The sequence below is a fragment of the Streptomyces sp. NPDC060205 genome, assembly GCF_042728395.1.
Lineage (GTDB): Bacteria > Actinomycetota > Actinomycetes > Streptomycetales > Streptomycetaceae > Streptomyces.
In genome coordinates, this window is sequence record NZ_JBHWZP010000044.1 from 1 (window position 1) to 23,972 (window position 23,972).

A 23,972-nucleotide genomic window follows, 5' to 3' on the forward strand; every position below is an offset into this window, starting at 1 on the left:
CCTTTTTTGTTTTCCCGAAGCGCGCCGGGTACCCGGCTGCGCGAGAATGACTTGCGGTACCGATGACAGGAGTCACCCATGTCCACCAACTCTCCCGACGAGCGACCGGAGCGCGATCAGCGACGCCGGGACAGTGGTGACCGCGGCGGCTACCGCGGAGGCCCGAGCCGCGACAACGATCGTGGTGGGGCCGGCAGGCGTGACGACAACCGCGGTGGTGGCGCACGTCCGCCTTTCCGTCGTGATGACGAGCGTGGCGCTCCGCGTCGTGACAACGACCGTCCGCCGTTCCGGCGCGACGACCGCCGTGACGACAACCGCGGTGGCGGTGACCGGGGCGGTTTCCGCCGCGATGACAACCGTGGCGGTGGCGACCGTGGCGGATTCCGTGGGCGTGACGACAACCGCAGCGGCGGGGGCCGTCCCCCGTTCCGTCGCGACGACCGGCCCAGCGGGCCGAGCCGTGACGACCGTGACCGTGGTGCCCCGCGTCGTGACGGTGACCGTCCGTCCTTCCGTCGAGACGACCGGCGCGACGACCGGCGCGACGACAACCGTGGCGGTGGCGACCGCGGCGGGTTCCGCCGTGACGACAACCGTGGCGGTGGTGACCGTCCGTCCTTCCGTCGTGATGACGAGCGTGGTGCCCCGCGTCGTGACAACGACCGTCCGCCGTTCCGTCGCGACGACCGCCGTGACGACAACCGCGGTGGCGGTGACCGGGGCGGCTTCCGTCGCGATGACAACCGTGGTGGCGGTTTCAACCGCGACGACAACCGCGGCGGCGGCGACCGCGGCGGATTCCGTGGGCGTGACGACAACCGTGGTCGCGGCGACCGTCCCGCGTTCCGTCGTGACGACGACCGCGGTGCCCCGCGTCGTGACAACGACCGGCCTGCCTTCCGTCGCGACGACCGTCGTGACGACAACCGCGGTGGAGACCGCCCGTCCTTCCGTCGCGACGATGACCGCGGTGGCTTCCGTGGGCGCGACGACCGTCGTGACGACCGTGACCGTGGTGCCCCGCGTCGTGACAACGACCGTCCGCCGTTCCGTCGCGACGACCGGCGTGATGACAACCGTGGTGGCGGTGGCGACCGTGGCGGGTTCCGCCGCGACGACAACCGTGGCGGTGACCGTCCGTCCTTCCGTCGTGATGACGAGCGTGGCGCCCCGCGTCGTGACAACGACCGGCCTGCCTTCCGTCGCGACGACCGCCGTGATGACAACCGTGGTGGCGGTGACCGGGGCGGCTTTCGCCGCGATGACAACCGCGGTGGCGGTTTCAACCGCGAAGACAACCGTAGCGGTGGCGACCGCGGCGGATTCCGCGGACGTGACGACCGCGGCGGGCGCGACGACCGGGGCCGTGGCGGTCCCCGCCGAGACGACAGCCGTGGCCGCCCCAGTGGCGGAGGCTTCCGTGGGCGCGACGACCGCGGCGGCGGTGGCCGTTTCCGCGACGAGCGGGACCGCGACCGCGAGCCGATCAAGCGGCTGCCGATCCCGGACGACGTCACGGGTGACGAGATCGACAAGGACGTGCGCCAGGAGCTCATGAGCCTGCCGAAGGGCCTTGCCGAGGACGTCTCCCGGAACCTGGTCATGGTGGCCCGGCTCATCGACGAGGACCCCGAGGGCGCGTACGGCTACTCCAGGGTCGCCCTGCGGCTCGCCTCACGCGTCGCCGCCGTGCGGGAGGCGGCCGGTTTCGCCGCGTACGCGAACCAGAAGTACAGCGAGGCGCTCGCCGAGTTCAGGGCCGCACGGCGCATGACCGGCACCGTCGACCTGTGGCCCGTCATGGCGGACTGCGAGCGCGGTCTCGGTCGCCCCGAGAAGGCGCTCGACATGGCCGGAGCCCCCGAGGTGCAGAAGCTCGACAAGGCCGGCCAGGTCGAGATGCGGCTCGTGGCGGCCGGTGCGCGACGGGACATGGACCAGCTCGAAGCGGCCATCGTCACGCTGCAGAGCCCCGAGCTTGCCTCCAACTCCGTCCAGCCCTGGACCGCGCGGCTGCGGTACGCGTACGCCGACGCGCTCCTCGCCGCCGGGCGTGAGGGTGAGGCCCGTGAGTGGTTCGCCAAGGCCGTCGAGTCCGACAAGGACGGCAGCACGGACGCCTCGGACCGTCTCGCGGAACTCGACGGCGTCGAGTTCGTGGACGCCCTCGTCGACGACGAGAACGACACCGAGGTCGCAGCCGAGGACGAGACGGCGCAGGAGCTCGACAGCGCCGACGCCAGCGACGGTGACATCGACATCGACGCGGACAGCGCCACCGATGACGACATCGATGACGAGGGCGATGTCGAGGGTGTGACCTCCGAGGCGCCGGCGGCCGACAAGGCCAAGGGCGACCAGACCGACTGAGGTCGACGGGTAGTGGCACGAACGGGCGGGACTCCCTCAAGGAGCCCCGCCCGTTCGTGTTTCCGAGGCCGGAGTCGTGTCAGAGAAGTGCGCGCAGGACCAGGCCCGACGCCGGCTTCGGGCCGAAGGACGTCGACTTGCGGGGCATCGTGACGCCCTGGCTCGCCAGATCGCGTACGACCTCCTCGCGGACCGGATGCATCAGGACGGCCGTGCCGCCGTCGCGCTCCGCCTTGGCGACCGTGGCGGCCGTGTCGTGGATGTACGCGATGTGCTCCGGGACGTCCGGGATCCGCCAGACATGGTCGAGGAGCGTGGCGTGCAGGACCGTCGCGTCGAGGGCGCGCCAGGCCTGCGGCCGGTCGGCCGGAACCGTACGGGCGAGGAGGTCGGGGGAGGGGTCGTCGACCAGGTGGAAGGTGCCGTCGCCCGCAAGGAGGAAGGCATTTCCCTCGGCGGCCGCTACGGAGAGGGCGGACAGTGCTTCGGAGAGGGGGCCGTCGACCTGGCGTACGCGGAAGGAGCCGTCCAGGGCCGCGAGGGCTTCCGGCACCGGGAGGCGGTGCAGGAGACGGTGGATCGCGCGGACACGCAGGGGATGGCGCACGGTGTCCACCAGGAGCACCAGGCCGTAGTCCCAGGGGCTGGGGGAGGGGTGCTCCCCGCGAACCCGCAGATAGGTCGCCCAGCGGTGGTGGCCGTCCGCGATGAGCGCCTGGCGCTGGGCCAGGTCCGTGTGGATCTCGGCGAGGTCGGCCGGGTCGGTGACGGCCCACAGACGATGGCTGAAGCCGTCCTCCGTGGTGGTGGACAGCAGGGGCGGGTGCTTCGCGGTGCGTTCGATGACCGCCGTCGTACCGGACGCGCCGTCGCCCCGGTAGGTCAGCAACAGGGGTTCGAGGTTTGCGGAGGTGGCCCGCATGAGGGCCGCGCGGTCCGCGACGACGTGCGGCATGACGTCCTCGTGCGGTAGCACCACGCCCTCCGACGGCTCCGACAGCCGCAGCGCGCCGATGACGCCCCGCTGGAACATGCCCTCGTCGTCCCGCTGTTCGTAGACGTACAGACCCGGCCGTGCGTCGGTTCTCAGGACGCCCTCGGACACCCATCGGTGCAGGGTGTCGGCCGCCTGTTCGTTGCGGATGCCGGGCGTGGGGGCCTGCGGGAGGATCAGACGGACGATGTTGTGCGGGTCCGCCGACTCCAGGTGGTGCAGGCCGTCGGGCCGTACGACCACGTCGTACGGCGGGGATGTGACGGCGGACAGGCTGCCGACCCGGTCGGGGTCGTAGCGCAGGCCCCGGAACGGGGTGAGGTCAAGGCCCATGCGTGCCGGTACGTCCGCGGTACCTGCCGTGTTCATTGATGCATCGTAAGTGTGTCAGTGCCATGAGCGATGATCGGGGGAAAGAGACCGAACGAGGAGCGATGCGTAATGAGCCAGACCGCGAGGACGCGGCCCGAGGGCAGTGACAGGGCCCTGAGCGAGGCGTACGACACGGCGCTGCTCGACCTGGACGGCGTGGTGTACGCGGGTGGCAACGCGATCGCGCACGCGGTCGAGTCGCTCGGCACGGCCCGCACGGGCGGGATGCACCTCGCGTACGTCACGAACAACGCGCTGCGCACGCCCGACCACGTCGCGGAGCACCTCACGGAGCTGGGCATAGCGACCGAGGCGTCGGACGTCATCACCTCGGCGCAGGCCGTGGCCCGGCTGATCAGCGAGCAGCTGCCCCAGGGCGCGCGCGTGCTGGTGATCGGCGGGGAGGGACTGCGGGTCGCGCTGCGCGAGCGCGGTCTGGAGCCGGTCGAGTCGGCCGACGACGACCCGGCGGCCGTCGTGCAGGGGTTCGGCGGCCCCGACCTGCCGTGGGGACGCTTCGCGGAGGCCTGTTACGCCATCTCGCGCGGCGTGCCGTGGTTCGCGTCCAACACCGACCTGACGATCCCCGGCGCGCGCGGCATCGCTCCGGGCAACGGGGCGGCCGTGGAGGTCGTACGGATCGCCACGGGCGCCGAGCCGCAGGTGGCGGGCAAACCGCTGCCGCCGATGCACCGCGAGACGATCCTGCGGACCGGGGCCAAGCGGCCGCTGGTCGTCGGGGACCGGCTGGACACGGACATCGAGGGCGCGTTCAACGGAGAGGTGGACTCGTTGCTCGTGCTCACCGGAGTGACCGACGGCGCGCAGCTCCTCGCCGCGCCGCCGCAGCACCGGCCGACCTATGTCGACGCCGATCTGCGGGGGATGCTGACCGGGCAGCCCGAGGTGGCCGAGGAGGGTGACGGCTTCCGGTGCGGGGGTTACACGGCGACGGCCGGCAGCGAGAGGCTGGAACTGGACGGTGACGGCGAGCCCATGGACGGGCTGCGGGCGCTGTGTGCCGCCGCCTGGACGGCGGGCGGCGACGCGGCCTGCGAGCTGGACGGAGGCAAGGCGCTGGCCCGGCTGGGGCTCTGAGGGCGGCTCAAGGTCCTCACGGGGCCTGGTCACGGGGTACGCCGATCGAAGCACCGGGCAAGTTAGGCTAACCTAACTGCCGTGTTGGTCGACAGTCCCCCCGAACAGAGCGCGGAGACCGCCCCCGCGCCCCCCAGGCGCCGGGCGGTCCGGGCCGCAGGGCTCCTGGTGTCCGTCGCCGTGCTGGTGCTCGTCGCCGTGGCGAGCATCGCCATCGGCGCGAAAGAGCTGTCCCTGGAGCAGGTCTGGCACGGCCTGTTCGAGGACTCCGGTACGTACGGCGACGTCGTGGTGGGGGAGCGGCTGTCGCGTACGGTCCTCGGGCTGCTCGTCGGCGCCGCGCTCGGCCTCGCCGGGGCCGTGCTCCAGGCACTCACCCGCAACCCGCTCGCCGATCCGGGGCTGCTCGGCATCAACGCGGGCGCGTCCGCCGCGGTCGTCACGGCGATCACGTTCTTCGGTGTGACCTCGCTGAACGGCTATGTGTGGTTCGCCTTCGCGGGCGCGGCCGTGGTCGGCGTGCTCGTGTTCTTCCTCGGCGGCAGCCGGGGCGCCACGCCGGTGCGGCTCGCCCTGGCCGGCACCGCGATCAGCGCCGCGCTCTACGGCTATCTCCAGGCCGTGATGATCACGGACGAGGCGGCGCTCGGCAAGATGCGCTTCTGGACGGTCGGTTCGCTGGCCTCGGCGACCGACGACATCATCTGGCAGGTGCTGCCGTTCCTCGCGGCCGGTACGGTCCTGGCGCTGGCCCTCGCCCGGCCGCTGAACGCCATGGCGATGGGCGACGACACCGCTCGTGCGCTGGGCGCGCACCTGAACCGCACCCGCGCGCTGTCGATGGCCGCCGCCACCGTGCTGTGCGGGGCCGCCACCGCCGCCTGCGGGCCGATCGTCTTCGTGGGGCTGATGGTCCCGCACGTCGTACGGTCCTTCACCGGGCCCGATCTGCGCTGGATCCTGCCCTACGCCACCGTGCTGTCGCCGGTGCTGCTGCTCGGCGCCGACGTGATCGGCCGGATCGTGGCGCGGCCCGCGGAACTCCAGGTCGGCATCGTCACCGCGATCCTCGGCGGCCCGGTCTTCATCTTTCTCGTACGACGGCGGAGGACGGCACAGCTGTGAAGGCCCCACGCAACCAGGCCGAGACCGCGCAGGCGGCGCCCGCCCGGGTCTCCCGCGGCCGTACGGTCCGTACCGTCGGCGGGCTGTCGGTCCGGGTCGACGTCCGCGCGTTCACGGCCGTCGTCCTGCTGCTGGTGGCGGCGCTCACCGCGAGCGTCGTACTCATCGGCACCGGCGACTTCCCGATATCGGCCGGTGACGTCGTCCGGACGCTGCTCGGCGACGGAGACGCGGGCCAGGAGTTCATCGTCAACGAACTGCGGCTGCCGCGTGTTCTGGTGGGGCTCCTGGTGGGTGCCTCGCTCGGACTGGGCGGCGCGCTCTTCCAGGCCATCTCCCGCAATCCGCTGGGCAGTCCGGACGTGCTGGGCCTCGGGCAGGGTTCGACGGCCGGCGCGCTCGTGATGATCGTGCTGTTCTCCGGGACCGCCAGGCAGGTCACCCTCGGGGCGCTGATCGGCGGTCTGGTGACCGGACTCGCCATCTATCTGCTCGCCTGGAAGCGGGGCGTGCACGGATACCGGCTGGTTCTCGTCGGTATCGGTGTCTCCGCGATCGTCACGGCCGTCAACGGCTATCTGATCACCAAGGCCGACCTCGTCGACGCGACCCGCGCGGTCGTCTGGATGACCGGCTCCCTCAACGGCCGCGACTGGGAGCAGGTCTGGCCCCTGCTCGGCCTGTGCGCCGTACTCGTCCCGCTGGTCCTCGGCAACGCGCGCGCCCTGCGGATGCTGGAGATGGGCGACGACGTGGCGTACGCGCTCGGTGTGCGCGTGGAGCGGACGCGGCTGCTGCTCCTGCTCGCCGCCGTGCTGCTCACCGCGTCGGCCACCGCCGCCGCGGGCCCGGTCGGCTTCGTCGCGCTCACCGCGCCGCAGCTCGCCCGGCGTCTGACCCGCTCACCGGGGCCCAACCTGGTACCGGCGATGTGCATGGGCGCCACCCTCCTGGTCGTCGCGGACTGGGCCTCGCAGCGGGTCTTCGGAGCCGACCAGCTGCCCGTCGGCGTGGTGACCGGCATCCTCGGCGGCGTCTATCTGCTGTGGCTCCTGGTCACCGAGCGCAAGGCGGGCCGGATATGAACAACCTGAGGAGCACTGTGAACCGCCTGTCCGCCGAGGACGTCACCCTCGCCTACGACCAGCGCGTCATCGCCGAGCGGTTGTCGGTCGAGATACCGGACAACTCGTTCACGGTGATCGTCGGCCCCAACGCCTGCGGCAAGTCCACCCTGCTGCGCGCGCTGTCCCGCATGCTGAAGCCGCGCCAGGGCCGGGTCCTGCTCGACGGCCACGCCATCCAGTCGATGCCCGCGAAGAAGGTGGCGAGGACGCTCGGACTGCTTCCGCAGTCGTCGATCGCGCCGGACGGGATCACCGTCGGCGACCTCGTGGGCCGCGGTCGCTACCCGCACCAGGGGCTGCTGCGCCAGTGGTCCACCGACGACGAGCGGATCGTACGCGAGTCCATGGCCTCCACCGGGGTCGCCGAACTGGCCGACCGGTATGTCGACGAGCTCTCCGGAGGACAGCGCCAGCGCGTGTGGATCGCCATGGCGCTCGCCCAGCAGACCCCGCTGCTGCTGCTCGACGAGCCCACCACCTTCCTCGACATCCAGCACCAGATCGACGTACTCGACCTCTGTGCCGAGCTGCACGAGGAGCAGGGGCGCACCCTGGTGGCCGTACTGCACGACCTCAATCACGCCGCCCGCTACGCCACCCATCTGATCGCCCTGCGCGACGGGGCGGTGATCGCGGAGGGCGCTCCGGCGGACATCGTCACGGCCGAGCTGGTCGAGGAGGTCTTCGGGCTGCGCTGCCAGGTCATCGACGACCCGGAGACGGGCACGCCGCTCGTGGTGCCGGCGGCGCGGAAGGCCCGTACGGCCGCCGCATCCGCCGACGGGCCCGTCGGCGTCAACAAGGGCTGACCCGGGCCGGGGGAGGAGCGGGTCAGAGCAGCTTTCTGAGCCGGATCAGGTCGCGCAGGCCCGCGTCGAGCTTGACGCGGCCCGAACCCCAGGCCTTCGCGAAGTGGAGCTCGCCGTCGACCATCGCGACCAGGTCGTCGCCGGTCATCGCGAGCCGGATCTCTGCCTTTTCGGGCGGCGGACCCTCGACCGTGTCGAGCACCACGATCCGGCCGTCCCGCAGATGGCCCACGAAGGTGATGTCCAGGTCGGTGATACGGCAGCTCAGGGAGCGGTCCAACGCGACCGCGCTCTGTACGTCACCGTTCGCGCCGGCCATGTTGTCCGAGAGTTTGTCGAGTGCGCTGCGGCACTCCTCGATCGTCGCCATCGTGATCGACGGTACCTCAGCGCTTCGCGGTAGCGTCGGGGCATGAGCGAGTCCATGACCGGCCCGGAGACCGAGAGCCCCGGTACGGATCCCTTCCGTACGGATTCCTTCGGTACGGGTCCTTCGGATACGGATCCTTCGGGTACGGAACCTTTCGGTACGGAGCCGGAGACGGAGCCGCACGCCGAGTCCGGTGCCCGGCCGGACCCCGACGCCCGGCCCGAGTACGACCCCGCCGCCCCCGCCCCGCTGTACGTGCCGCGCACGCCGACCGGCGACGCCGAGGTCGACGCCCTGCTCGACCGGCTGGCCGACGCGGACCACCTCGACACGGACGGCCACGTGGAGGTGTACGAGGATGTACACCGGGGGCTGCGCGACGCGCTCACCGCGCTCGACGCCCGCCCGGGACCCCCGGCGCCCCCGGCGCCGAACGGCAACAGTACTTACAGCGCTGGCAACAGCTACAGCAACAGGAGCTGAACCGAACGTGGCAGGAGTGGCACGACGCCGCCTCGACGCCGAGCTGGTCCGACGCAAACTCGCCCGCTCGCGCGAGCACGCCGGACAGCTGATCGCCGCCGGACGCGTCACCGTCGGCAAGAACCTCGCGACCAAACCCGCCACCCAGGTGGAGACCGCGGCCCCCATCCTGGTCAGCCAGGACGACGACGACCCGGACTACGTCTCGCGCGGCGGCCACAAGCTCGCGGGGGCCCTGGAGGCCTTCGTACCGCTGGGTCTGGAAGTCCAGGGGCGGCGGGCGCTGGACGCCGGAGCCTCGACCGGCGGGTTCACCGATGTGCTGCTGCGCGCGGGCGTCTCGCACGTCCTCGCCGTGGACGTCGGCTACGGGCAGTTGGCGTGGTCTCTCCGAAGTGATGAACGCGTCACCGTCAAGGACCGTACGAACGTACGCGAGTTGACGTTGGAGGCGATCGATGGGGAGCCGGTGGATCTTGTAGTCGGTGATTTGTCCTTCATCCCGCTCGGCCTGGTGCTGCCCGCCCTTGTGCGGTGCGCGGCACCCGATGCCGACCTGGTGATGATGGTCAAGCCGCAGTTCGAGGTGGGCAGGGAACGGCTCGGGAGCGGCGGCGTCGTCCGCAGCCCCGAACTGCGGGCGGACGCCGTGCGCGGTGTGGCCCGCCAGGCGGGGGAACTGGGGCTCGGGGTGAAGGGCGTGACGGCCAGTCCGCTGCCCGGACCCTCGGGGAATGTCGAGTACTTTCTGTGGCTGCGTGCCGGGGCACCCGCACTGGACCCGGCCGACGTTGACCGTGCAGTGGCGGAGGGGCCGCGTTGACCGACACCCGATCTCGTACCGTTTTCCTGCTCGCCCACACCGGACGGCCCGCGGCCATCCGCAGTGCCGAGCTCGTCGTCGAAGGGCTGCTGCGCTCCGGTCTCGGCGTACGCGTCCTGGAGGCGGAGGCGGCCGATCTGCCGCTGCCGCCGACCGTGGAACTCGTCAAGGAGGCGACTCCTGAGTGCCTCGACGGATGTGAGCTGCTGATCGTCCTCGGCGGTGACGGCACGCTGCTGCGCGGCGCCGAGTTCGCCCGCGCGTCCGGGGTGCCGATGCTCGGCGTCAACCTGGGGCGCGTCGGCTTCCTCGCGGAGGCCGAGCGCGACGACCTCGACAAGGTCGTCGACCGGGTGGTGACCAAGGCGTACGAGGTCGAGGAGCGCATGACCGTCGACGTCGTCGTGCACAGCAACGGCGACGTCGTGCACACGGACTGGGCGCTCAACGAGGCCGCCGTGCAGAAGGCGGGCGCCGAGAAGCTGCTCGAAGTGGTCCTGGAGATCGACGGGCGGCCGGTGACCGGCTTCGGCTGCGACGGGATCGTCCTGTCGACGCCGACCGGGTCCACGGCGTACGCGTTCTCCGCGGGCGGGCCCGTGGTGTGGCCGGAGGTGGAGGCGCTGCTCATGGTGCCGATCAGTGCGCACGCGCTGTTCGCGAAGCCGTTGGTGACCTCGCCGAACTCGGTGCTCGCGGTGGAGATCCTGCCGCACATTCCGCCGGGGGTGCTGTGGTGTGACGGGCGGCGGACGATCGAGCTGCCGCCGGGGGCTCGGGTGGAGGTCCGGCGCGGGGCGGTGCCGGTGCGGCTGGCTCGGCTGCACCACGCGTCCTTCACGGACCGGCTGGTGGCCAAGTTCGCGCTGCCCGTCGCGGGGTGGCGGGGGGCGCCCCACTAGGCGCTCCGCTGCCGGGAGGGTGGAAGCTGCGGGCCCGGTGGGGGCGGGCCGCGCAGTTCCCCGCGCCCCTCAAAAGCGGGGCTGCGCCCCGGCTTTTGCCCCTTGCCCACACCTGGACGTTTGTGCAGGGAATGGGGCGGCGTCGCGCCGGGTGGGGGAAACCTCGTATGGTCATGTCCGTGTTGGAGGAGATGCGGATACGGTCGCTCGGAGTCATCGACGACGCGGTGGTCGAGCTGTCGCCCGGCTTCACCGCGGTCACCGGTGAGACCGGCGCGGGCAAGACGATGGTGGTCACCAGCCTGGGCCTGCTGATGGGCGGACGCGCCGACGCCGCCCTGGTGCGGATCGGGGCCAAGAACGCGGTCGTGGAGGGACGGATCTCCGTCCCCGACGGCGCCTCTGCGGTCGTACGGGCCGAGGAGGCCGGCGCGGAACTCGACGACGGCACGCTGCTCATCAGCCGTACCGTTTCCGCCGAGGGCCGCTCGCGCGCGCACCTCGGCGGGCGTTCGGTGCCGGTGGGCCTGCTCGCCGAACTCGCCGACGACCTGGTGGCCGTGCACGGGCAGACCGATCAGCAGGGACTGCTCAAGCTGTCCCGGCAACGGCAGGCCCTCGACCGGTACGCGGGCGACGCGGTCGCCGTGCCGCTGGCCAAGTACTCGGGCGCCTACCGCCGGCTGCGCGCCATCACCACCGAGCTGGACCAGATCACCACGCGCGCCCGCGAACGCGCCCAGGAAGCCGACATGCTGCGCTTCGGGCTCGACGAGATCGCCGGGGTGGAGCCCAGGGCGGGCGAGGACGTGGAGCTCGCGGCCGAGGCCGAGCGGCTGGGACACGCGGAGGCGCTCGCGTCGGCCGCCACGGTCGCGCACGCCGCTCTGGCGGGCAATCCGGAGGACCCGGAGGGCATCGACGCCACGACCCTCGTCGCGGGCGCCCACCGGGCCCTGGAGGCCGTACGGTCCCACGACGCGGCCCTCGGCGGCCTCGCGGGCCGTATCGGGGAGATCGGGATCCTGCTGGGTGACGTGGCGGGGGAGCTGGCGGGCTACGCCGACGACCTCGACGCGGATCCGCTGCGGCTCGCGGCGGTCGAGGAGCGGCGTGCCGCGCTCACCGCGCTGACCCGCAAGTACGGCGAGGACGTCGGCGCCGTGCTGACCTGGGCCGAGCAGAGCGCCGCGCGGCTGCTGGAACTGGACGGCGACGACGACAGGATCGGCGAGCTGACCGCCGAGCGGGACGCGCTGCGGGCCGAGCTGGGCGGACTGGCGCAGGCCCTCACCGACGCCCGTACGGAGGCCGCCGAGCGGTTCGCCGCCGCCGTGACCGCCGAACTGGCCTCGCTCGCCATGCCGCACGCGCGCGTGTCGTTCGAGATCCGCCAGACCGAGGACCCGGAGGGCGTGGAGGTCGGCGGACGTGCCGTCTCGTACGGGCCCGCAGGGTGCGACGAGGTCGAACTGCTCCTCGCCCCGCACCCGGGGGCGCCGCCGCGGCCCATCGCCAAGGGCGCGTCCGGCGGTGAACTGTCGCGCGTCATGCTCGCGGTCGAGGTCGTCTTCGCGGGTACGGATCCGGTGCCCACGTATCTCTTCGACGAGGTGGACGCGGGGGTCGGCGGCAAGGCGGCCGTCGAGATCGGCAGGCGGCTCGCGAAGCTCGCCAGGAGCGCGCAGGTCGTCGTCGTCACCCACCTCCCGCAGGTGGCCGCGTTCGCCGACCGGCAGCTGCTGGTCGAGAAGACGAACGACGGCTCGGTGACCCGCTCCGGCGTGAAGGTCCTGGAGGGTGAGGAGCGCATCCGTGAGCTCTCCCGGATGCTGGCCGGCCAGGAGGACTCGGAGACGGCACGGGCCCACGCGGAGGAACTGCTGGCGACGGCCCGGGCCGACGGATAGGGGCACGGGCGGGGGCGCGAAGGGGGTGTGAACCGGGGCTCGTCAGGGACGATGTCCGCCCCTGACTGTCTTCGGACATCCCCCGGCGCTCACTCGTGTGAGTGAGCGCCCGCGTCCCGGCCGCACCCCCTGCCCCGCACCGGACCCGCGGTGGTCGGCAACTCGCCCTCGTCCTGGCATCCTTAGGAGCAGGACGAGCGGTACACCCCTGTCGCCCGTTCCTTCGGTACTTTTCTTCGTGACCGCCCGACGCCGAACCAGGAGCCACGGCCACGTGACCCACGTGAGCAGCCACTCACCGCACGGACAGTCGCCGCTGCGTACCGTCCAGGTGCTCGGCGGCGGCAGCGCGGGCAGCTGTGCCCATGTGCGGTCGCTGACCTCGGGACTCGTCGCGAGGGGCGTGCGGGTGACCGTGTGCGCCCCGGCCGAGGCGGACCACGCCTACGGCTTCACCGGCGTCGGCGCCGATCACGTCCATGTGCCCAGGCGCAACGACCCGTCCTCCGTGGCCACGCTGCGGGCGGTCTGCGGGGACGCCGACCTGGTCCACGCGCACGGGCTGCACGCCGCGCTGCGGGCCTCGCTCGCGCTCAGCGGACGGCGCGTCCCGCTCGTCGTCACCTGGCACACCCGCCCGTACGCCGAGGGCGCGCGGGCGCATCTGCTGCGCGCCCTGGAGCGGCGGGTGGCGAAAGCCGCGTCGGTGGTCCTCGGCTCCTCGTCCGACCTGGTGGACCGCGCCCGCAGCAGGGGCGCCCGGGACGCGCGGCTCGCCGCGGTCGCGCTGCCGGCCGGACGACGGACCGGCGTCGCGCACGAGGGCCCGGAGACCGACGGACTGCGGCACAAGACCCGCGCGGAACTCGGCACGACCGACCGGCCGTTGCTGATCGCCGTCGGTTCCCTCGACCGGCATCGCGCGTACGACACCCTGCTGGACGCCACGCGCGCGTGGCGGCGGCTCGACCCGGTGCCGCTGCTCGTGATCGCCGGCGAGGGCCCGCTGCGCGGGGCACTCCAGCGGCGCATCGAGAACGAAGGGCTCCCCGTACGTCTCATCGGCCGGCGGGACGACATCGGGGAGTTGCTCGCCGCCGCCGACCTCGCCCTGCTGCCCGGCTGCCCGGAGTCGCGCTCCCTGCTCGCCCAGGAGGCCCTGCACGCGCGCGTGCCCCTGGTCGCGGCCGCCACCGCGGGGATGCCCGAGCTCGTCGGCGACGCGGCCGAACTCGTCCCGCACGGCGACGCACGCGCGCTCACCGAGGCCGTCTCCGCGCTGCTCGCCGACCCCGGCCGGTGCGAGCGACTCAGGGACCGGGGCACGCGTCAGGCGGCCACCTGGCCGACCGAGGACGAGACGGTGGCGCAGGTCCTCAGCGTGTACGACGAGCTGACCCGGCCCCTGCCGCTGCCGTAGCCCTCTCTTCGGGAGCCCGGGCGGGGCGGCGGTCCGGGCTCACGGGACGAGCCTGCGGGCCCGCAGCGCCAGGCTCAGAGCCAGTACCGTCTGCGGGTCGTCGAGGTCCGTCCCCAGCAACTCCCCGATCCGCGCGAGCCGGTTGTAGAGCGTCTGCCGGTTGAGGTGCAGCTCGCGCGCGGTCTCCGCCTTGCGGCCCGCGTGCGCGAGATACGTCTCCAGGGTGGGCAGCAGCGGCGGCTTCGAGCGCCGGTCGTGGTCGCGCAGGGGGCCGATCGCGCGGTCCACGAAGGCCGCCAGGTCCCTGTGGTCCCGCAGCCGCCACAGCAGCAGGTCGATGTCCAGGCGCCGGGCGTCGTACCAGGGCCGGTCGGACAGGCCCTGGGCGGCCGTGGCCGTCTCGGCCGCGTGCCGCAGCCCCGCCGACGCGGCCGCCCAGCCGCCCGCCACGCCGACCACCACGACCGGCGGCTGCGCCCCGGGCCGCTGCGTCCCCGCCCGCTCCACGCCGGCCCGCAGCGCCGCGGCGACCCGGTCGGCGACCGCGGGCCGCTCGGCCTCAGCGCGCAGCCCCACAAGGAGCGGTACGCGGCCCTCCACGGGCCGCACGCCCAGCAGGACCGGTACGCCCACCGAGGCCAGCTCCTCGGCGACCGCCCGCGCCAGCACGGCCCAGCCGCCGCCGGGGGACAGCCCGTCGGCGAGGCGCATGACGACCGGGAGCAGCGGGCTCGTGCCGGGCTTGAAACCGAGGACCCGGGCCTGCGCGGGCGCGTCCTCGGCAGCGATCCGGCCCTCGGCGAGGTCGGTGAGGAAGTCGCCGCGTCCGCGGGCCGCCAGCTCCTCCTCCTGGCGGGCCTGCATCAGGACCACGGCGAGGACGCCCGCCGCCCGCTCCGTCGCGATCCGATGCACGGGCGCGAGCGGGGTGTTCACGGGCAGCAGGACCAGCCGGGCCCGGAGTGACCCCGGGCCGCCGCCCTGTCCGCCGCCGGGCACGTCCACGAGGACCGTGCCGGCGGGCGGCCCCGCCCGGTGCTGCCCTGCGCCGTGCTGCTCGGCCTTGTGCGGGCCGCGCAGCCCCTCCCACACCTGGAGCGGGTCGGCGTTCGCGGGGCCGGCCCCGGCGGCGTACAGGAGCTGGCCGTCGGGGGTCTCCAGGAAGACCGGGTTGCCGGCGAAGTCGGCGAGGATGCCGAGGACCTGCGGGATGCCGCCACCGCCGAGCAGGGCCTCGGTGCAGCGCCGGTGGACCTCCTCGGCGCGCTGGAGCAGCGCGTAGTGGCCGTTGACGATCTCGGTGTGGATCTCCTCCGTGACCGTCACGAACGGCACCTCACGGTGCAGCTGCACCAGGGGGAGGCCGGCCGTGCGGGCCGTCTCCACGAGCGCGGCGGGCAGTCTCGTGAAGCGCGGCCCCAGCTCGACCACCAGGGCCGCGATACCGCGCTCGGCCAGGGTGCGGACGAACGCCCGCTGGTCGGCGGGGCGGGTGCCGAGCCCGTAACCGGTGGTCAGGAGCAGTTCGCCGCCCTTGAGGAGCGAGGCGATGTTCGGTACCTCGCCCGCGTGGACCCAGCGCACGGTGCGGCCCAGCCGGTCGGCGCCCGCCAGGATCTCCGGCAGGCCGCCGCGCAGTCCGGGCAGCTCCAGGGCCCGCCGCACGGTGATCCCGCCACTGTGCCGGCTGTCGGGCGTGTCGATGCGGCTGTCCATGACCGGACGCTACCCCGTCCGCCACCTGCCGTGACGCGCCGGACGGGGCTCACCTAGGCTGTTCAGCCGCCGTACGCCCCGGAGGCCGTCAGCCGCAGGGCCGTGTCGATCAGCGGGACATGGCTGAACGCCTGCGGGAAGTTGCCCACCTGGCGCTGCAGACGCGGGTCCCACTCCTCCGCGAGGAGCCCCAGGTCGTTGCGCAGGGCCAGCAGCTTCTCGAAGAGCTTGCGGGCCTCGTCCACGCGGCCGATCATCGCGAGGTCGTCCGCCATCCAGAACGAACAGGCGAGGAACGCGCCCTCGTCGCCCTCCAGGCCGTCCACGCCCGCGTCCTCACCGGAGGTGGGGTAGCGCAGGATGAAGCCGTCCGAGGTGGACAGCTCGCGCTGGATGGCCTCGATCGTGCCGATCACGCGCTTGTCGTCCGGGGGCAGGAAGCCCATCTGCGGGATCAGCAGCAGGGAGGCGTCCAGCTCCTTGGAGCCGTACGACTGCGTGAACGTGTTGCGTTCCTTGTCGTAGCCCTTCTCGCACACGTCCCGGTGGATGTCGTCGCGCAGCTCGCGCCACTTCTCCAGCGGGCCGTCCGCGTCCCCGGACTCGATCAGCTTGATCGTGCGGTCCACGGCGACCCAGGCCATCACCTTCGAGTGGACGAAGTGGCGGCGCGGCCCGCGGACCTCCCAGATGCCCTCGTCGGGCTCGTCCCAGTGGTCCTCCAGGTAGCGGATCAGCTTGAGCTGGAGGAGCGAGGCGTAGTCGTTGCGGGCCAGGCCGGTCATGTGGGCCAGGTGCAGGGCTTCCGTCACCTCGCCGTAGACGTCCAGCTGGAGCTGGTGGGCGGCGCCGTTCCCGACGCGTACGGGGCCGGAGTTCTCGTAGCCCGGCAGCCAGTCCAGCTCCGCCTCGCCCAGTTCCCGCTCGCCCGCGATGCCGTACATGATCTGCAGGTTCTCGGGGTCGCCCGCCACCGCGCGCAGCAGCCACTCGCGCCAGGCGCGCGCCTCCTCGCGGTAGCCGGTGCGCAGCAGCGAGGACAGGGTGATCGCCGCGTCCCGCAGCCACGTGTAGCGGTAGTCCCAGTTGCGGACCCCGCCGATCTCCTCCGGGAGGGAGGTCGTGGGGGCGGCGACGATCCCGCCGGTCGGCGCGTACGTCAGCGCCTTCAGCGTGATCAGCGAGCGGACCACGGCCTCGCGGTAGGGCCCGTGGTAGGTGCACTGGGCCACCCAGTCGCGCCAGAACTCCTCGGTGGCCTCCAGGGCCTGCTCCGGCTCGGGCAGCGCGGGCGGCTGCTTGTGCGAGGGCTCCCAGGAGATGGTGAACGCGATCCGGTCACCCGGCGCGACGGTGAAGTCCGAGTACGTCGTCAGCGCCTTGCCGTAGGTCTCGCACTCGGTGTCGAACCACACGGAGTCGGGTCCGGCGACGGCCACCGTGCGCCCCTCGTGCTTGTGCACCCACGGCACCACACGCCCGTAGGAGAAACGCATCCGCAGGGCGGAGCGCATCGGGACGCGGCCCGTGACGCCCTCGACGATCCGGATCAGCTGCGGGGCGCCGTCACGCGGGGGCATGAAATCGGTCACCCGGACCGTGCCGCGTGAGGTGTCCCACTCGGATTCGAGGATCAGCGAGTCGCCGCGGTAGTGGCGGCGGACCGCTCTCGGCGGTTCGGCGTCGGCGGCGTGCGCGGGGCCCAGCCGCCAGAAGCCGTGCTCCTCCGTGCCGAGCAGTCCGGCGAAGACGGCGTGGGAGTCGAAGCGGGGGAGGCACAGCCAGTCCACCGTGCCGTCCCTGCAGACCAGCGCGGCCGTCTGCATGTCTCCGATAAGTGCGTAGTCTTCGATGCGCCCGGCCACGTGCAACTCCAGTCGAACGGCCACGTCGCCCCGATGGGGCGGTGTTCTTGCGGTCAGAGGATCATTGGTAAAGCGTCGTTGCGGAACGTCAGTTGTCGCGTGTCACGCATGTCAATGGTTGCAGCGATTGTCTTCGCGAGGCGAACCGACGAGCTCTTGGCCCAGGAATACCGGCGGGGTGGTGCCGTTTGCCGGCCTGGCTCGGCAGCGAGTGTCCGAGCAGGATACGACGCACGATGATGTTCCGCGCGCCCCTCCCGACAACCCGCCTGGTCCGAACGAGTGAGCACGAGTATGGCGCGTGTCGGCCCGTGCGCGGAGCGTGGCCGGAAGCGACCTCCCCGCGTCGCTGATACCCTGGTAGCCCGTGGACCGGTGGACGCCCGAGCAGGAAAAGGGACCCCCGAACCGCAGCGACGGCGCCGCCGGAAACCTCCGGTCCTGGCCGCCGTACCGCAACCGAAACCGCGACCACGGGAGCCCCCTCTTGGCCATGCCGCCCGCTGCTTTCCGAAGCAGCACAGCCACGACGACCAAGCACATCTTCGTCACCGGGGGTGTCGCCTCCTCCCTCGGCAAGGGCCTGACCGCCTCCAGCCTGGGCGCGCTGCTCAAGGCTCGGGGTCTGCGGGTCACCATGCAGAAGCTCGACCCGTACCTGAACGTCGACCCCGGCACGATGAACCCGTTCCAGCACGGTGAGGTGTTCGTCACCAACGACGGGGCCGAGACCGACCTCGACATCGGGCACTACGAGCGTTTCCTCGACGTCGACCTGGACGGCTCCGCCAACGTCACGACCGGGCAGGTCTACTCCACGGTCATCGCCAAGGAGCGGCGCGGCGAGTACCTCGGCGACACCGTGCAGGTCATTCCGCACATCACGAACGAGATCAAGCACCGCATCCGCCGGATGGCCACCGACGACGTCGACGTCGTCATCACGGAGGTCGGCGGCACGGTCGGCGACATCGAGTCGCTGCCCTTCCTGGAGACGGTCCGTCAGGTCCGCCACGAGGTCGGCCGCGACAACGTGTTCGTCGTGCACATCTCGCTCCTCCCGTACATCGGCCCCTCCGGGGAGCTGAAGACGAAGCCGACCCAGCACTCGGTTGCGGCCCTGCGCAACATCGGTATCCAGCCGGACGCGATCGTCCTGCGCGCCGACCGCGAGGTGCCCACCGCGATCAAGCGCAAGATCTCGCTGATGTGCGACGTCGACGAGGCGGCCGTCGTGGCCTGTCCCGACGCCCGTTCGATCTACGACATCCCGAAGGTCCTGCACACCGAGGGTCTGGACGCGTACGTCGTGCGCAAGCTGGACCTGCCCTTCCGCGACGTGGACTGGTCGACCTGGGGCGACCTGCTCGACCGCGTCCACAACCCGCTGCACGAGATCCACATGGCGCTCGTCGGCAAGTACATCGACCTGCCCGACGCCTACCTCTCGGTCACCGAGGCGCTGCGCGCGGGCGGGTTCGCCAACAAGGCCCGCGTGAAGATCAAGTGGGTCGCCTCGGACGACTGCAAGACCCCGGCAGGCGCCGCCAAGCAGCTCGGTGACGTCGACGCGATCTGCATCCCCGGCGGCTTCGGCGACCGCGGTGTGGCCGGCAAGGTCGGCGCGATTCAGTACGCCCGCGAGAAGAAGATCCCGCTGCTGGGCCTGTGCCTGGGTCTGCAGTGCATCGTGATCGAGGCCGCGCGCAACCTCGCCGGCATCGCGGACGCCAACTCCACCGAGTTCGACTCCGCCACCGGCCACCCGGTCATCTCCACCATGGCCGAGCAGCTGGACATCGTCGCGGGCGACGGCGACATGGGCGGCACGATGCGCCTGGGCATGTACCCCGCCAAGCTCGCCGAGGGCTCCCTCGTGCGCGAGGTGTACGACGGCAAGGAGTACGTCGAGGAGCGGCACCGCCACCGCTACGAGGTGAACAACTCCTACCGCGCCGAGCTGGAGAAGAAGGCCGGTCTGCAGTTCTCCGGCACCTCCCCGGACGGCAAGCTGGTGGAGTTCCTGGAGTACCCGCGCGAGATCCACCCCTACCTGGTCGCGACCCAGGCGCACCCCGAGCTGCGCTCGCGTCCGACCCGGCCGCACCCGCTGTTCGCGGGCCTGGTCAAGGCCGCGGTGGAGCGCAAGACGGCCAAGTAGGCCGAGGGTTGTACGGTTGCCGGGGTGCGCGTCTTTTGGGGCGCGTGCCCCGGTTTTCGCCGTGTGTACATCTCTGGTGCGGCACAGGATTTCGTGCGTGTGGGAGGGCAGGTCGACCATGACCATCAAGGACATCGCCGAGGAGTGGGAGGTCAGGGCGACCGCGACTCCGTTCACGGGCAAGAAGACCTCCGTGCGTACCGACGACGTGGTCATGCCCGACGGATCGGTCGCCCGGCGCGACTACCAGGTGCACCCCGGTTCGGTGGCCGTCCTCGCCCTCGACGACGAGGGCCGCGCCCTGGCCATCCGCCAGTACCGGCACCCCGTGCGCCACAAGCTCTGGGAGATCCCGGCAGGACTGCTCGACGTCCCGGGCGAGAACCCCCTGCACGCCGCGCAGCGCGAGCTGTACGAGGAGGCGCACGTCAAGGCGGAGGACTGGCGGGTGCTCACCGACGTGTACACCACGCCCGGCGGCTGCGACGAGGCCGTCCGGATCTTCCTGGCCCGCGATCTCTCCGAGGCCGAGGGCCGGCGCTTCGAGGTCGAGGACGAGGAGGCCGACATGGAGCTCTCCCGGGTCCCGGTCGACGAGCTGGTACGCGGTGTCCTCGCCGGTGAGCTGCACAACAACTGTCTGGTCGTGGGCGTCCTCGCGCTGACCGCCGCCCGGGCCGGCGAGGGACTGGACGCGCTGCGCCCCGCCGAGGCCCCGTGGCCCGCACGCCCGTTCGAGGCGTGATCCACTTCGGTACGCGCGATCGGCCCACCGATGTGACGATCGCCTGATCCGATCGGGGGATCCGCCCGCCGCGCTCCGCACGGATCGTCGCAGAGCGTGAACTAGGCTCTCAAAAACGCCCCGTCCGGAGTCCCGGCGGGCTTGCGCGCGCAGTGGGACGGGAGTGTGGCCCGTGACGGATCAGGCGGTGGATTCCGGCGGCACGACGGTGTCGGGGAAGGGGCGGCGCCCGGCTGCCGCGTCCGCCCTCACGGGGAGTCAGTTCCTCGGCCGTACAAGAGAGTTGAAGGAGCTGCGGGCCGACATCGACCGCGCGGGGCTCGACACCCTCGCCGGCCGAAAGGCGCCCCGCGCGCGCGTGCTGCTCATCGCGGGCAGGCCCGGATCCGGCCGCACCGCGCTCGCCGAGGAACTCGTACGGCAGGTCGCGGACAGTTACCCGGACGGTGTCCTGCGAGCCCGGCTCACCGAGCCCGACGGCACCCCCGTACCGACCGAACGAACCGCCCGTGACCTGCTCACCGCGCTCGAACTGCGCGCTCCGGCCGGAGCGGACGAGGACGACCTCTCCGAGCGGCTGCGCGAGGCGCTCGCGACCCGCAGGACCGTGCTCCTGCTCGACGACGCGGCCGACGCGCAGCAGGTCGACGCGCTCCTGCCGGAGACCCCCGACTGCCTCGTCGTCGCCGTCTCCGGCGGGCCCCTGACCGGGATCTCGGACGTCCGCCCCTGCACCCTCGGCGGTATGGACACCAAGTCCGCCCTCGAACTCCTGGACCGGTTCACCGGCTCCGTACGCATCACCGTGGACCCGCGCGCCGCCGAAGGGCTCGTCGAGATCTGCGCGGCCCAGCCCGCCGCGCTCGTCCTCGCCGGGGCCTGGCTCGCCCACCGGCCCAAGTCCGCCGTCGCCGATCTCACCAAACAGCTGCACACCGACGGTGACGACGGCCCGGTCCTCGAACGGGTCTTCCGGCTCACCTACGCGGCCCTGCCGTCGGCCGCCGCGCGGATACTGCGCCTCCTGTCGCTCGCCCCCGCCGGTCTCGTCGACCCGCACACCGCGTCCGCGCTCGCCGGCTGCTCGGTCGGCGCCGCCCGCACCACCCTGGACGACTTCACCGAACTGGGTCTCGTACGGGCCGTGGAGTCGCCGCTGCCCCAGTACGAGGTGCCCGGCTGCCTGCTGCCGCTGCTGCGCTCGCTCACCGAGACCGAGGACCGCGCCGCCGAGCTGCAGCTGGCCCGCGCCCGCATGCTGGAGCGGACCGTACGGCTCCTGGTGTCCTGCCGGGCGATCACCGAGACCGACAGCTCGCCGGCCCGCGAGAAGCTCGCCGGAATGCCCCGCGCGCTGCGCTTCCCGAACCCGCGCGCCGCCGCCGACTGGCTGCGCATCCGGCAGCCCGCGCTGCTGGCCGCCGCCCGCCTCGCGGTCCGTGACGGCGAGCTGGACACCCTGGCCCGCCGGCTGATGGCCGCCCTGGTCAGAGCGCTGGTCGCCCATGTCGGTACGCAGGCCGCGGCGCCCGAGCTGTACGGCATCCACCGGCTCGTCCTGGATGTCGCCGAACGCCGGAACCTGCCCCGTGAGAAGGCCGCGGCGCTGCTGAACCTCGCCGACCTCGACGCCCAGACCGGCCGTACGACGGACGCGCTGGCCCGCTACCGGGCCGCCCTGGACGCCGGACGCGAGGCGAACGACCCCTACGCGACCGGCCGCGCGATGGAATCCGTAGGCGGCGCCCACCAGGAGCTCGGCGACTACGACCGGGCCGCCGACTGGTACGGGCGCGCGCTCGCCCAGCGCCTCGCCCGCGACGAGCGCGCCGACGCGGCCAGACTGCACGGCCGGATCGCCACCGTGCACACCTACGCGGGCCGCTACGGCGAGGCCCTGCGCAACTGGCGCTCCGCGGTCACCGGACACCGCAGGACCGGCGATGTGGCGGGCCAGGCACGGGCGTTGAGCGAGATGGCACGGGTGCAGGAGTACGCGGGCCGGCCCGAGGAATCCCTCGCCACCTGCCAGGAGGCGGTCGAGTGGGCGCGCCGCGCCGACGACGTCCGGCTGCAGGCCGCGCTGCAGCTGCGGCTGGCCGACACGCTCGACCGGCTGGGCGACCCCACGGCGGCCCGGCTGCACCGCACCGCCGCCGAACGAATGCTGGGCGATGAGCTCCCGGAGAGCGCATCAACCAGGGAACAAGACCGCAACGCCTGCGAAATCCGTAGCGCAGCCGAAGAAGATTGATGCATTGAAAGGCTAGACAGAGAGAATCCCTTCATTAGACTGGCTCCGCCGCGTCTTTTCGTGGTGTTCCCCGGTGTGCTCCCGTGCATCCGGGTATGTCAGGCATCGTCATGTCTTGCGCTGCCTGGCCCAGATCCCTGCTGCATCCCTTCTGAGCCAAGGAACCGTGATCGACGTGAAGGTCGGCATCCCCCGCGAGGTCAAGAACAACGAGTTCCGGGTGGCCATCACCCCCGCCGGTGTGCACGAGCTGGTGCGCCACGGCCACCAGGTCCTGATCGAGCGGAACGCCGGTGTCGGCTCCTCGATCACGGACGACGAGTTCGTCGCCGCCGGCGCGCGGATCGTCGCCACCGCCGACGAGGTCTGGGCCGCCGCCGACCTCCTGCTGAAGGTCAAGGAGCCCATCGCCGAGGAGTACCACCGCCTCCGCAAGGACCAGACGCTCTTCACCTACCTGCACCTGGCCGCGTCCAAGGAGTGCACGGACGCGCTCCTGGAGTCCGGCACCACGGCGATCGCATACGAAACGGTCGAGCTGCCCAGCCGCGCGCTGCCGCTGCTCGCCCCGATGTCCGAGGTCGCCGGCCGCCTCGCCCCGCAGGTCGGCGCCTACCACCTGATGCGCGCCAACGGCGGCCGAGGCGTCCTGCCCGGCGGTGTCCCGGGCGTGCTGGCCGCCCGCGCCGTGGTCATCGGCGGCGGCGTCTCCGGCTGGAACGCGGCGCAGATCGCCATCGGCATGGGCTTCCACGTGACCCTGCTCGACCGCGACATCAACAAGCTCAAGGAAGCCGACAAGATCTTCGGCACGAAGATCCAGACCGTCGTCTCGAACGCCTTCGAGCTGGAGAAGGCCTGCCTCGAAGCGGACCTCGTCATCGGCGCCGTGCTCATCCCCGGCGCGAAGGCCCCGAAGCTGGTCACCAACGAGCTCGTGTCCCGGATGAAGCCCGGAAGTGTCCTTGTCGACATCGCCATCGACCAGGGCGGCTGCTTCGAGGACTCGCGTCCGACCACCCACGCCGAGCCGACCTTCCCGGTCCACAACTCGGTCTTCTACTGCGTCGCCAACATGCCGGGCGCGGTGCCCAACACCTCGACGTACGCGCTCACCAACGCCACGCTTCCGTACATCGTGGAACTCGCGAACCGCGGCTGGGTCGAGGCGCTGCGCCGGGATCCCGCGCTCGCCCGGGGCCTCAACACGCATGACGGCAAGGTCGTCTACCGTGAGGTCGCGGAGGCCCACGGCCTGGAGCACGCCGAGTTGGAGAGCCTGCTCGGCTGACCCTCCGGCCGTCCTCGCGGCTGACCTTCCGGGCGGGTTCGTCCCGGTTCCACGCCGACTTCTCCGTCGGCAAAAGGCGATTCGTCAACAGAGGTCGTCAACCTCGCACGTACGGCCGGACCTTGTTCAACGAG

General features: G+C 72.2%; 18 protein-coding genes and 1 pseudogene. 15 read left to right on the top strand and 4 right to left on the bottom strand.

The window, feature by feature from the left end; all coding sequences use genetic code 11:
• The first annotated feature begins 199 nt into the window (after positions 1–199).
• Both ACFWGJ_RS10870 and ACFWGJ_RS10875 read left to right on the top strand, forming a co-directional pair.
• Entirely contained in the window at positions 200–1,561 is a 1,362-nt protein-coding gene (locus ACFWGJ_RS10870) for a hypothetical protein (protein WP_387322536.1), read from the top strand.
• Positions 1,543–2,373 carry a hypothetical protein gene (locus tag ACFWGJ_RS10875; protein WP_387322538.1) on the top strand — a complete coding sequence of 277 codons (831 nt, stop codon included), beginning with the start codon at positions 1,543–1,545 and terminating at the stop codon, positions 2,371–2,373. The genes ACFWGJ_RS10870 and ACFWGJ_RS10875 overlap by 19 nt, the downstream gene beginning before the upstream one ends.
• Before the next feature lie 79 nt (positions 2,374–2,452).
• On the opposite strand, the gene ACFWGJ_RS10880 is transcribed toward ACFWGJ_RS10875, so the two are convergent.
• Positions 2,453–3,736 (bottom strand): DUF1015 domain-containing protein, encoded by a 1,284-nt coding sequence (locus tag ACFWGJ_RS10880; RefSeq protein ID WP_387322540.1) that lies wholly within the window; start codon positions 3,734–3,736, stop codon positions 2,453–2,455.
• A gap of 72 nt (positions 3,737–3,808) precedes the next feature.
• On the opposite strand from ACFWGJ_RS10880, the gene ACFWGJ_RS10885 reads away from it, so the two are divergent.
• The 4 genes from ACFWGJ_RS10885 to ACFWGJ_RS10900 all read left to right on the top strand — a co-directional run bounded on the left by ACFWGJ_RS10885 (position 3,809) and on the right by ACFWGJ_RS10900 (position 7,898).
• Positions 3,809–4,837 carry an HAD hydrolase-like protein gene (locus ACFWGJ_RS10885; RefSeq protein ID WP_387322542.1) on the top strand — a complete coding sequence of 343 codons (1,029 nt, stop codon included), beginning with the start codon at positions 3,809–3,811 and terminating at the stop codon, positions 4,835–4,837.
• Positions 4,838–4,918: 81 nt separating this feature from the next.
• Positions 4,919–5,962 carry a FecCD family ABC transporter permease gene (locus ACFWGJ_RS10890; protein ID WP_387322544.1) on the top strand — a complete coding sequence of 348 codons (1,044 nt, stop codon included), beginning with the start codon at positions 4,919–4,921 and terminating at the stop codon, positions 5,960–5,962.
• A gap of 83 nt (positions 5,963–6,045) precedes the next feature.
• Positions 6,046–7,047 (top strand): FecCD family ABC transporter permease, encoded by a 1,002-nt coding sequence (locus ACFWGJ_RS10895; RefSeq protein WP_387322592.1) that lies wholly within the window; start codon positions 6,046–6,048, stop codon positions 7,045–7,047.
• Entirely contained in the window at positions 7,044–7,898 is an 855-nt protein-coding gene (locus tag ACFWGJ_RS10900) for an ABC transporter ATP-binding protein (protein ID WP_387322546.1), read from the top strand. Before ACFWGJ_RS10895 ends, ACFWGJ_RS10900 begins: the two co-directional genes overlap by 4 nt.
• A gap of 22 nt (positions 7,899–7,920) precedes the next feature.
• On the opposite strand, the gene ACFWGJ_RS10905 is transcribed toward ACFWGJ_RS10900, so the two are convergent.
• Positions 7,921–8,268: a sterol-binding protein gene (locus ACFWGJ_RS10905; RefSeq protein WP_387322548.1), complete on the bottom strand. Its 348-nt coding sequence runs from the start codon at positions 8,266–8,268 to the stop codon at positions 7,921–7,923.
• Between the two features lie 189 nt (positions 8,269–8,457).
• On the opposite strand from ACFWGJ_RS10905, the pseudogene ACFWGJ_RS10910 reads away from it, so the two are divergent.
• From ACFWGJ_RS10910 to ACFWGJ_RS10930, 5 genes and pseudogenes are all read left to right on the top strand, one after another.
• Positions 8,458–8,751: pseudogene (locus ACFWGJ_RS10910) on the top strand (hypothetical protein); the annotation flags it as partial.
• Between the two features lie 7 nt (positions 8,752–8,758).
• On the top strand, positions 8,759–9,574 hold the full coding sequence (locus tag ACFWGJ_RS10915; RefSeq protein ID WP_107021204.1) for a TlyA family RNA methyltransferase: 816 nt from the start codon (positions 8,759–8,761) through the stop codon (positions 9,572–9,574).
• Positions 9,571–10,476: an NAD kinase gene (locus ACFWGJ_RS10920; RefSeq protein WP_210883968.1), complete on the top strand. Its 906-nt coding sequence runs from the start codon at positions 9,571–9,573 to the stop codon at positions 10,474–10,476. The genes ACFWGJ_RS10915 and ACFWGJ_RS10920 overlap by 4 nt, the downstream gene beginning before the upstream one ends.
• A 167-nt stretch (positions 10,477–10,643) precedes the next feature.
• Complete coding sequence (recN, locus tag ACFWGJ_RS10925; RefSeq protein ID WP_387322550.1) at positions 10,644–12,386, top strand: DNA repair protein RecN; 1,743 nt, start codon at positions 10,644–10,646, stop codon at positions 12,384–12,386.
• Between the two features lie 274 nt (positions 12,387–12,660).
• The gene (locus tag ACFWGJ_RS10930; RefSeq protein WP_387322551.1) at positions 12,661–13,806 is read left to right on the top strand and encodes a glycosyltransferase family 4 protein; all 1,146 of its coding nucleotides are present in this window, start codon (positions 12,661–12,663) and stop codon (positions 13,804–13,806) included.
• A gap of 39 nt (positions 13,807–13,845) precedes the next feature.
• Here ACFWGJ_RS10930 and ACFWGJ_RS10935 read toward each other — a convergent pair whose 3' ends face one another.
• Entirely contained in the window at positions 13,846–15,522 is a 1,677-nt protein-coding gene (locus ACFWGJ_RS10935; RefSeq protein WP_387322553.1) for a PucR family transcriptional regulator, read from the bottom strand.
• Positions 15,523–15,584: 62 nt separating this feature from the next.
• A complete protein-coding gene (locus ACFWGJ_RS10940) occupies positions 15,585–17,387 on the bottom strand; it encodes a glycoside hydrolase family 15 protein (RefSeq protein ID WP_387322555.1) in 1,803 nt (600 codons plus the stop codon).
• 493 nt (positions 17,388–17,880) lie between these two features.
• Between ACFWGJ_RS10940 and ACFWGJ_RS10945 the strand changes: the two genes are divergently transcribed.
• From ACFWGJ_RS10945 to ald, 4 genes are all read left to right on the top strand, one after another.
• Complete coding sequence (locus ACFWGJ_RS10945; RefSeq protein WP_387322557.1) at positions 17,881–19,548, top strand: CTP synthase; 1,668 nt, start codon at positions 17,881–17,883, stop codon at positions 19,546–19,548.
• 118 nt (positions 19,549–19,666) lie between these two features.
• Entirely contained in the window at positions 19,667–20,293 is a 627-nt protein-coding gene (locus tag ACFWGJ_RS10950; protein WP_387322559.1) for an NUDIX domain-containing protein, read from the top strand.
• A 172-nt stretch (positions 20,294–20,465) separates the two neighbouring features.
• Entirely contained in the window at positions 20,466–22,547 is a 2,082-nt protein-coding gene (locus ACFWGJ_RS10955; protein WP_387322561.1) for a tetratricopeptide repeat protein, read from the top strand.
• 166 nt (positions 22,548–22,713) lie between these two features.
• The gene (gene ald / locus ACFWGJ_RS10960; protein ID WP_387322562.1) at positions 22,714–23,838 is read left to right on the top strand and encodes an alanine dehydrogenase; all 1,125 of its coding nucleotides are present in this window, start codon (positions 22,714–22,716) and stop codon (positions 23,836–23,838) included.
• Positions 23,839–23,972 lie beyond the last annotated feature (134 nt).

Coding starts and splice junctions, on each gene's coding strand:
- ACFWGJ_RS10945 (WP_387322557.1), top strand. CDS start 17,881: ATGCCGCCCGCTGCTTTCCGAAGCAGCACAGCCACGACGACCAAGCAC.
- ACFWGJ_RS10905 (WP_387322548.1), bottom strand. CDS start 8,268: ATGGCGACGATCGAGGAGTGCCGCAGCGCACTCGACAAACTCTCGGAC.
- ACFWGJ_RS10885 (WP_387322542.1), top strand. CDS start 3,809: ATGAGCCAGACCGCGAGGACGCGGCCCGAGGGCAGTGACAGGGCCCTG.
- ACFWGJ_RS10880 (WP_387322540.1), bottom strand. CDS start 3,736: ATGAACACGGCAGGTACCGCGGACGTACCGGCACGCATGGGCCTTGAC.
- ACFWGJ_RS10900 (WP_387322546.1), top strand. CDS start 7,044: ATGAACAACCTGAGGAGCACTGTGAACCGCCTGTCCGCCGAGGACGTC.
- recN (WP_387322550.1), top strand. CDS start 10,644: ATGGTCATGTCCGTGTTGGAGGAGATGCGGATACGGTCGCTCGGAGTC.
- ACFWGJ_RS10935 (WP_387322553.1), bottom strand. CDS start 15,522: ATGGACAGCCGCATCGACACGCCCGACAGCCGGCACAGTGGCGGGATC.
- ACFWGJ_RS10950 (WP_387322559.1), top strand. CDS start 19,667: ATGACCATCAAGGACATCGCCGAGGAGTGGGAGGTCAGGGCGACCGCG.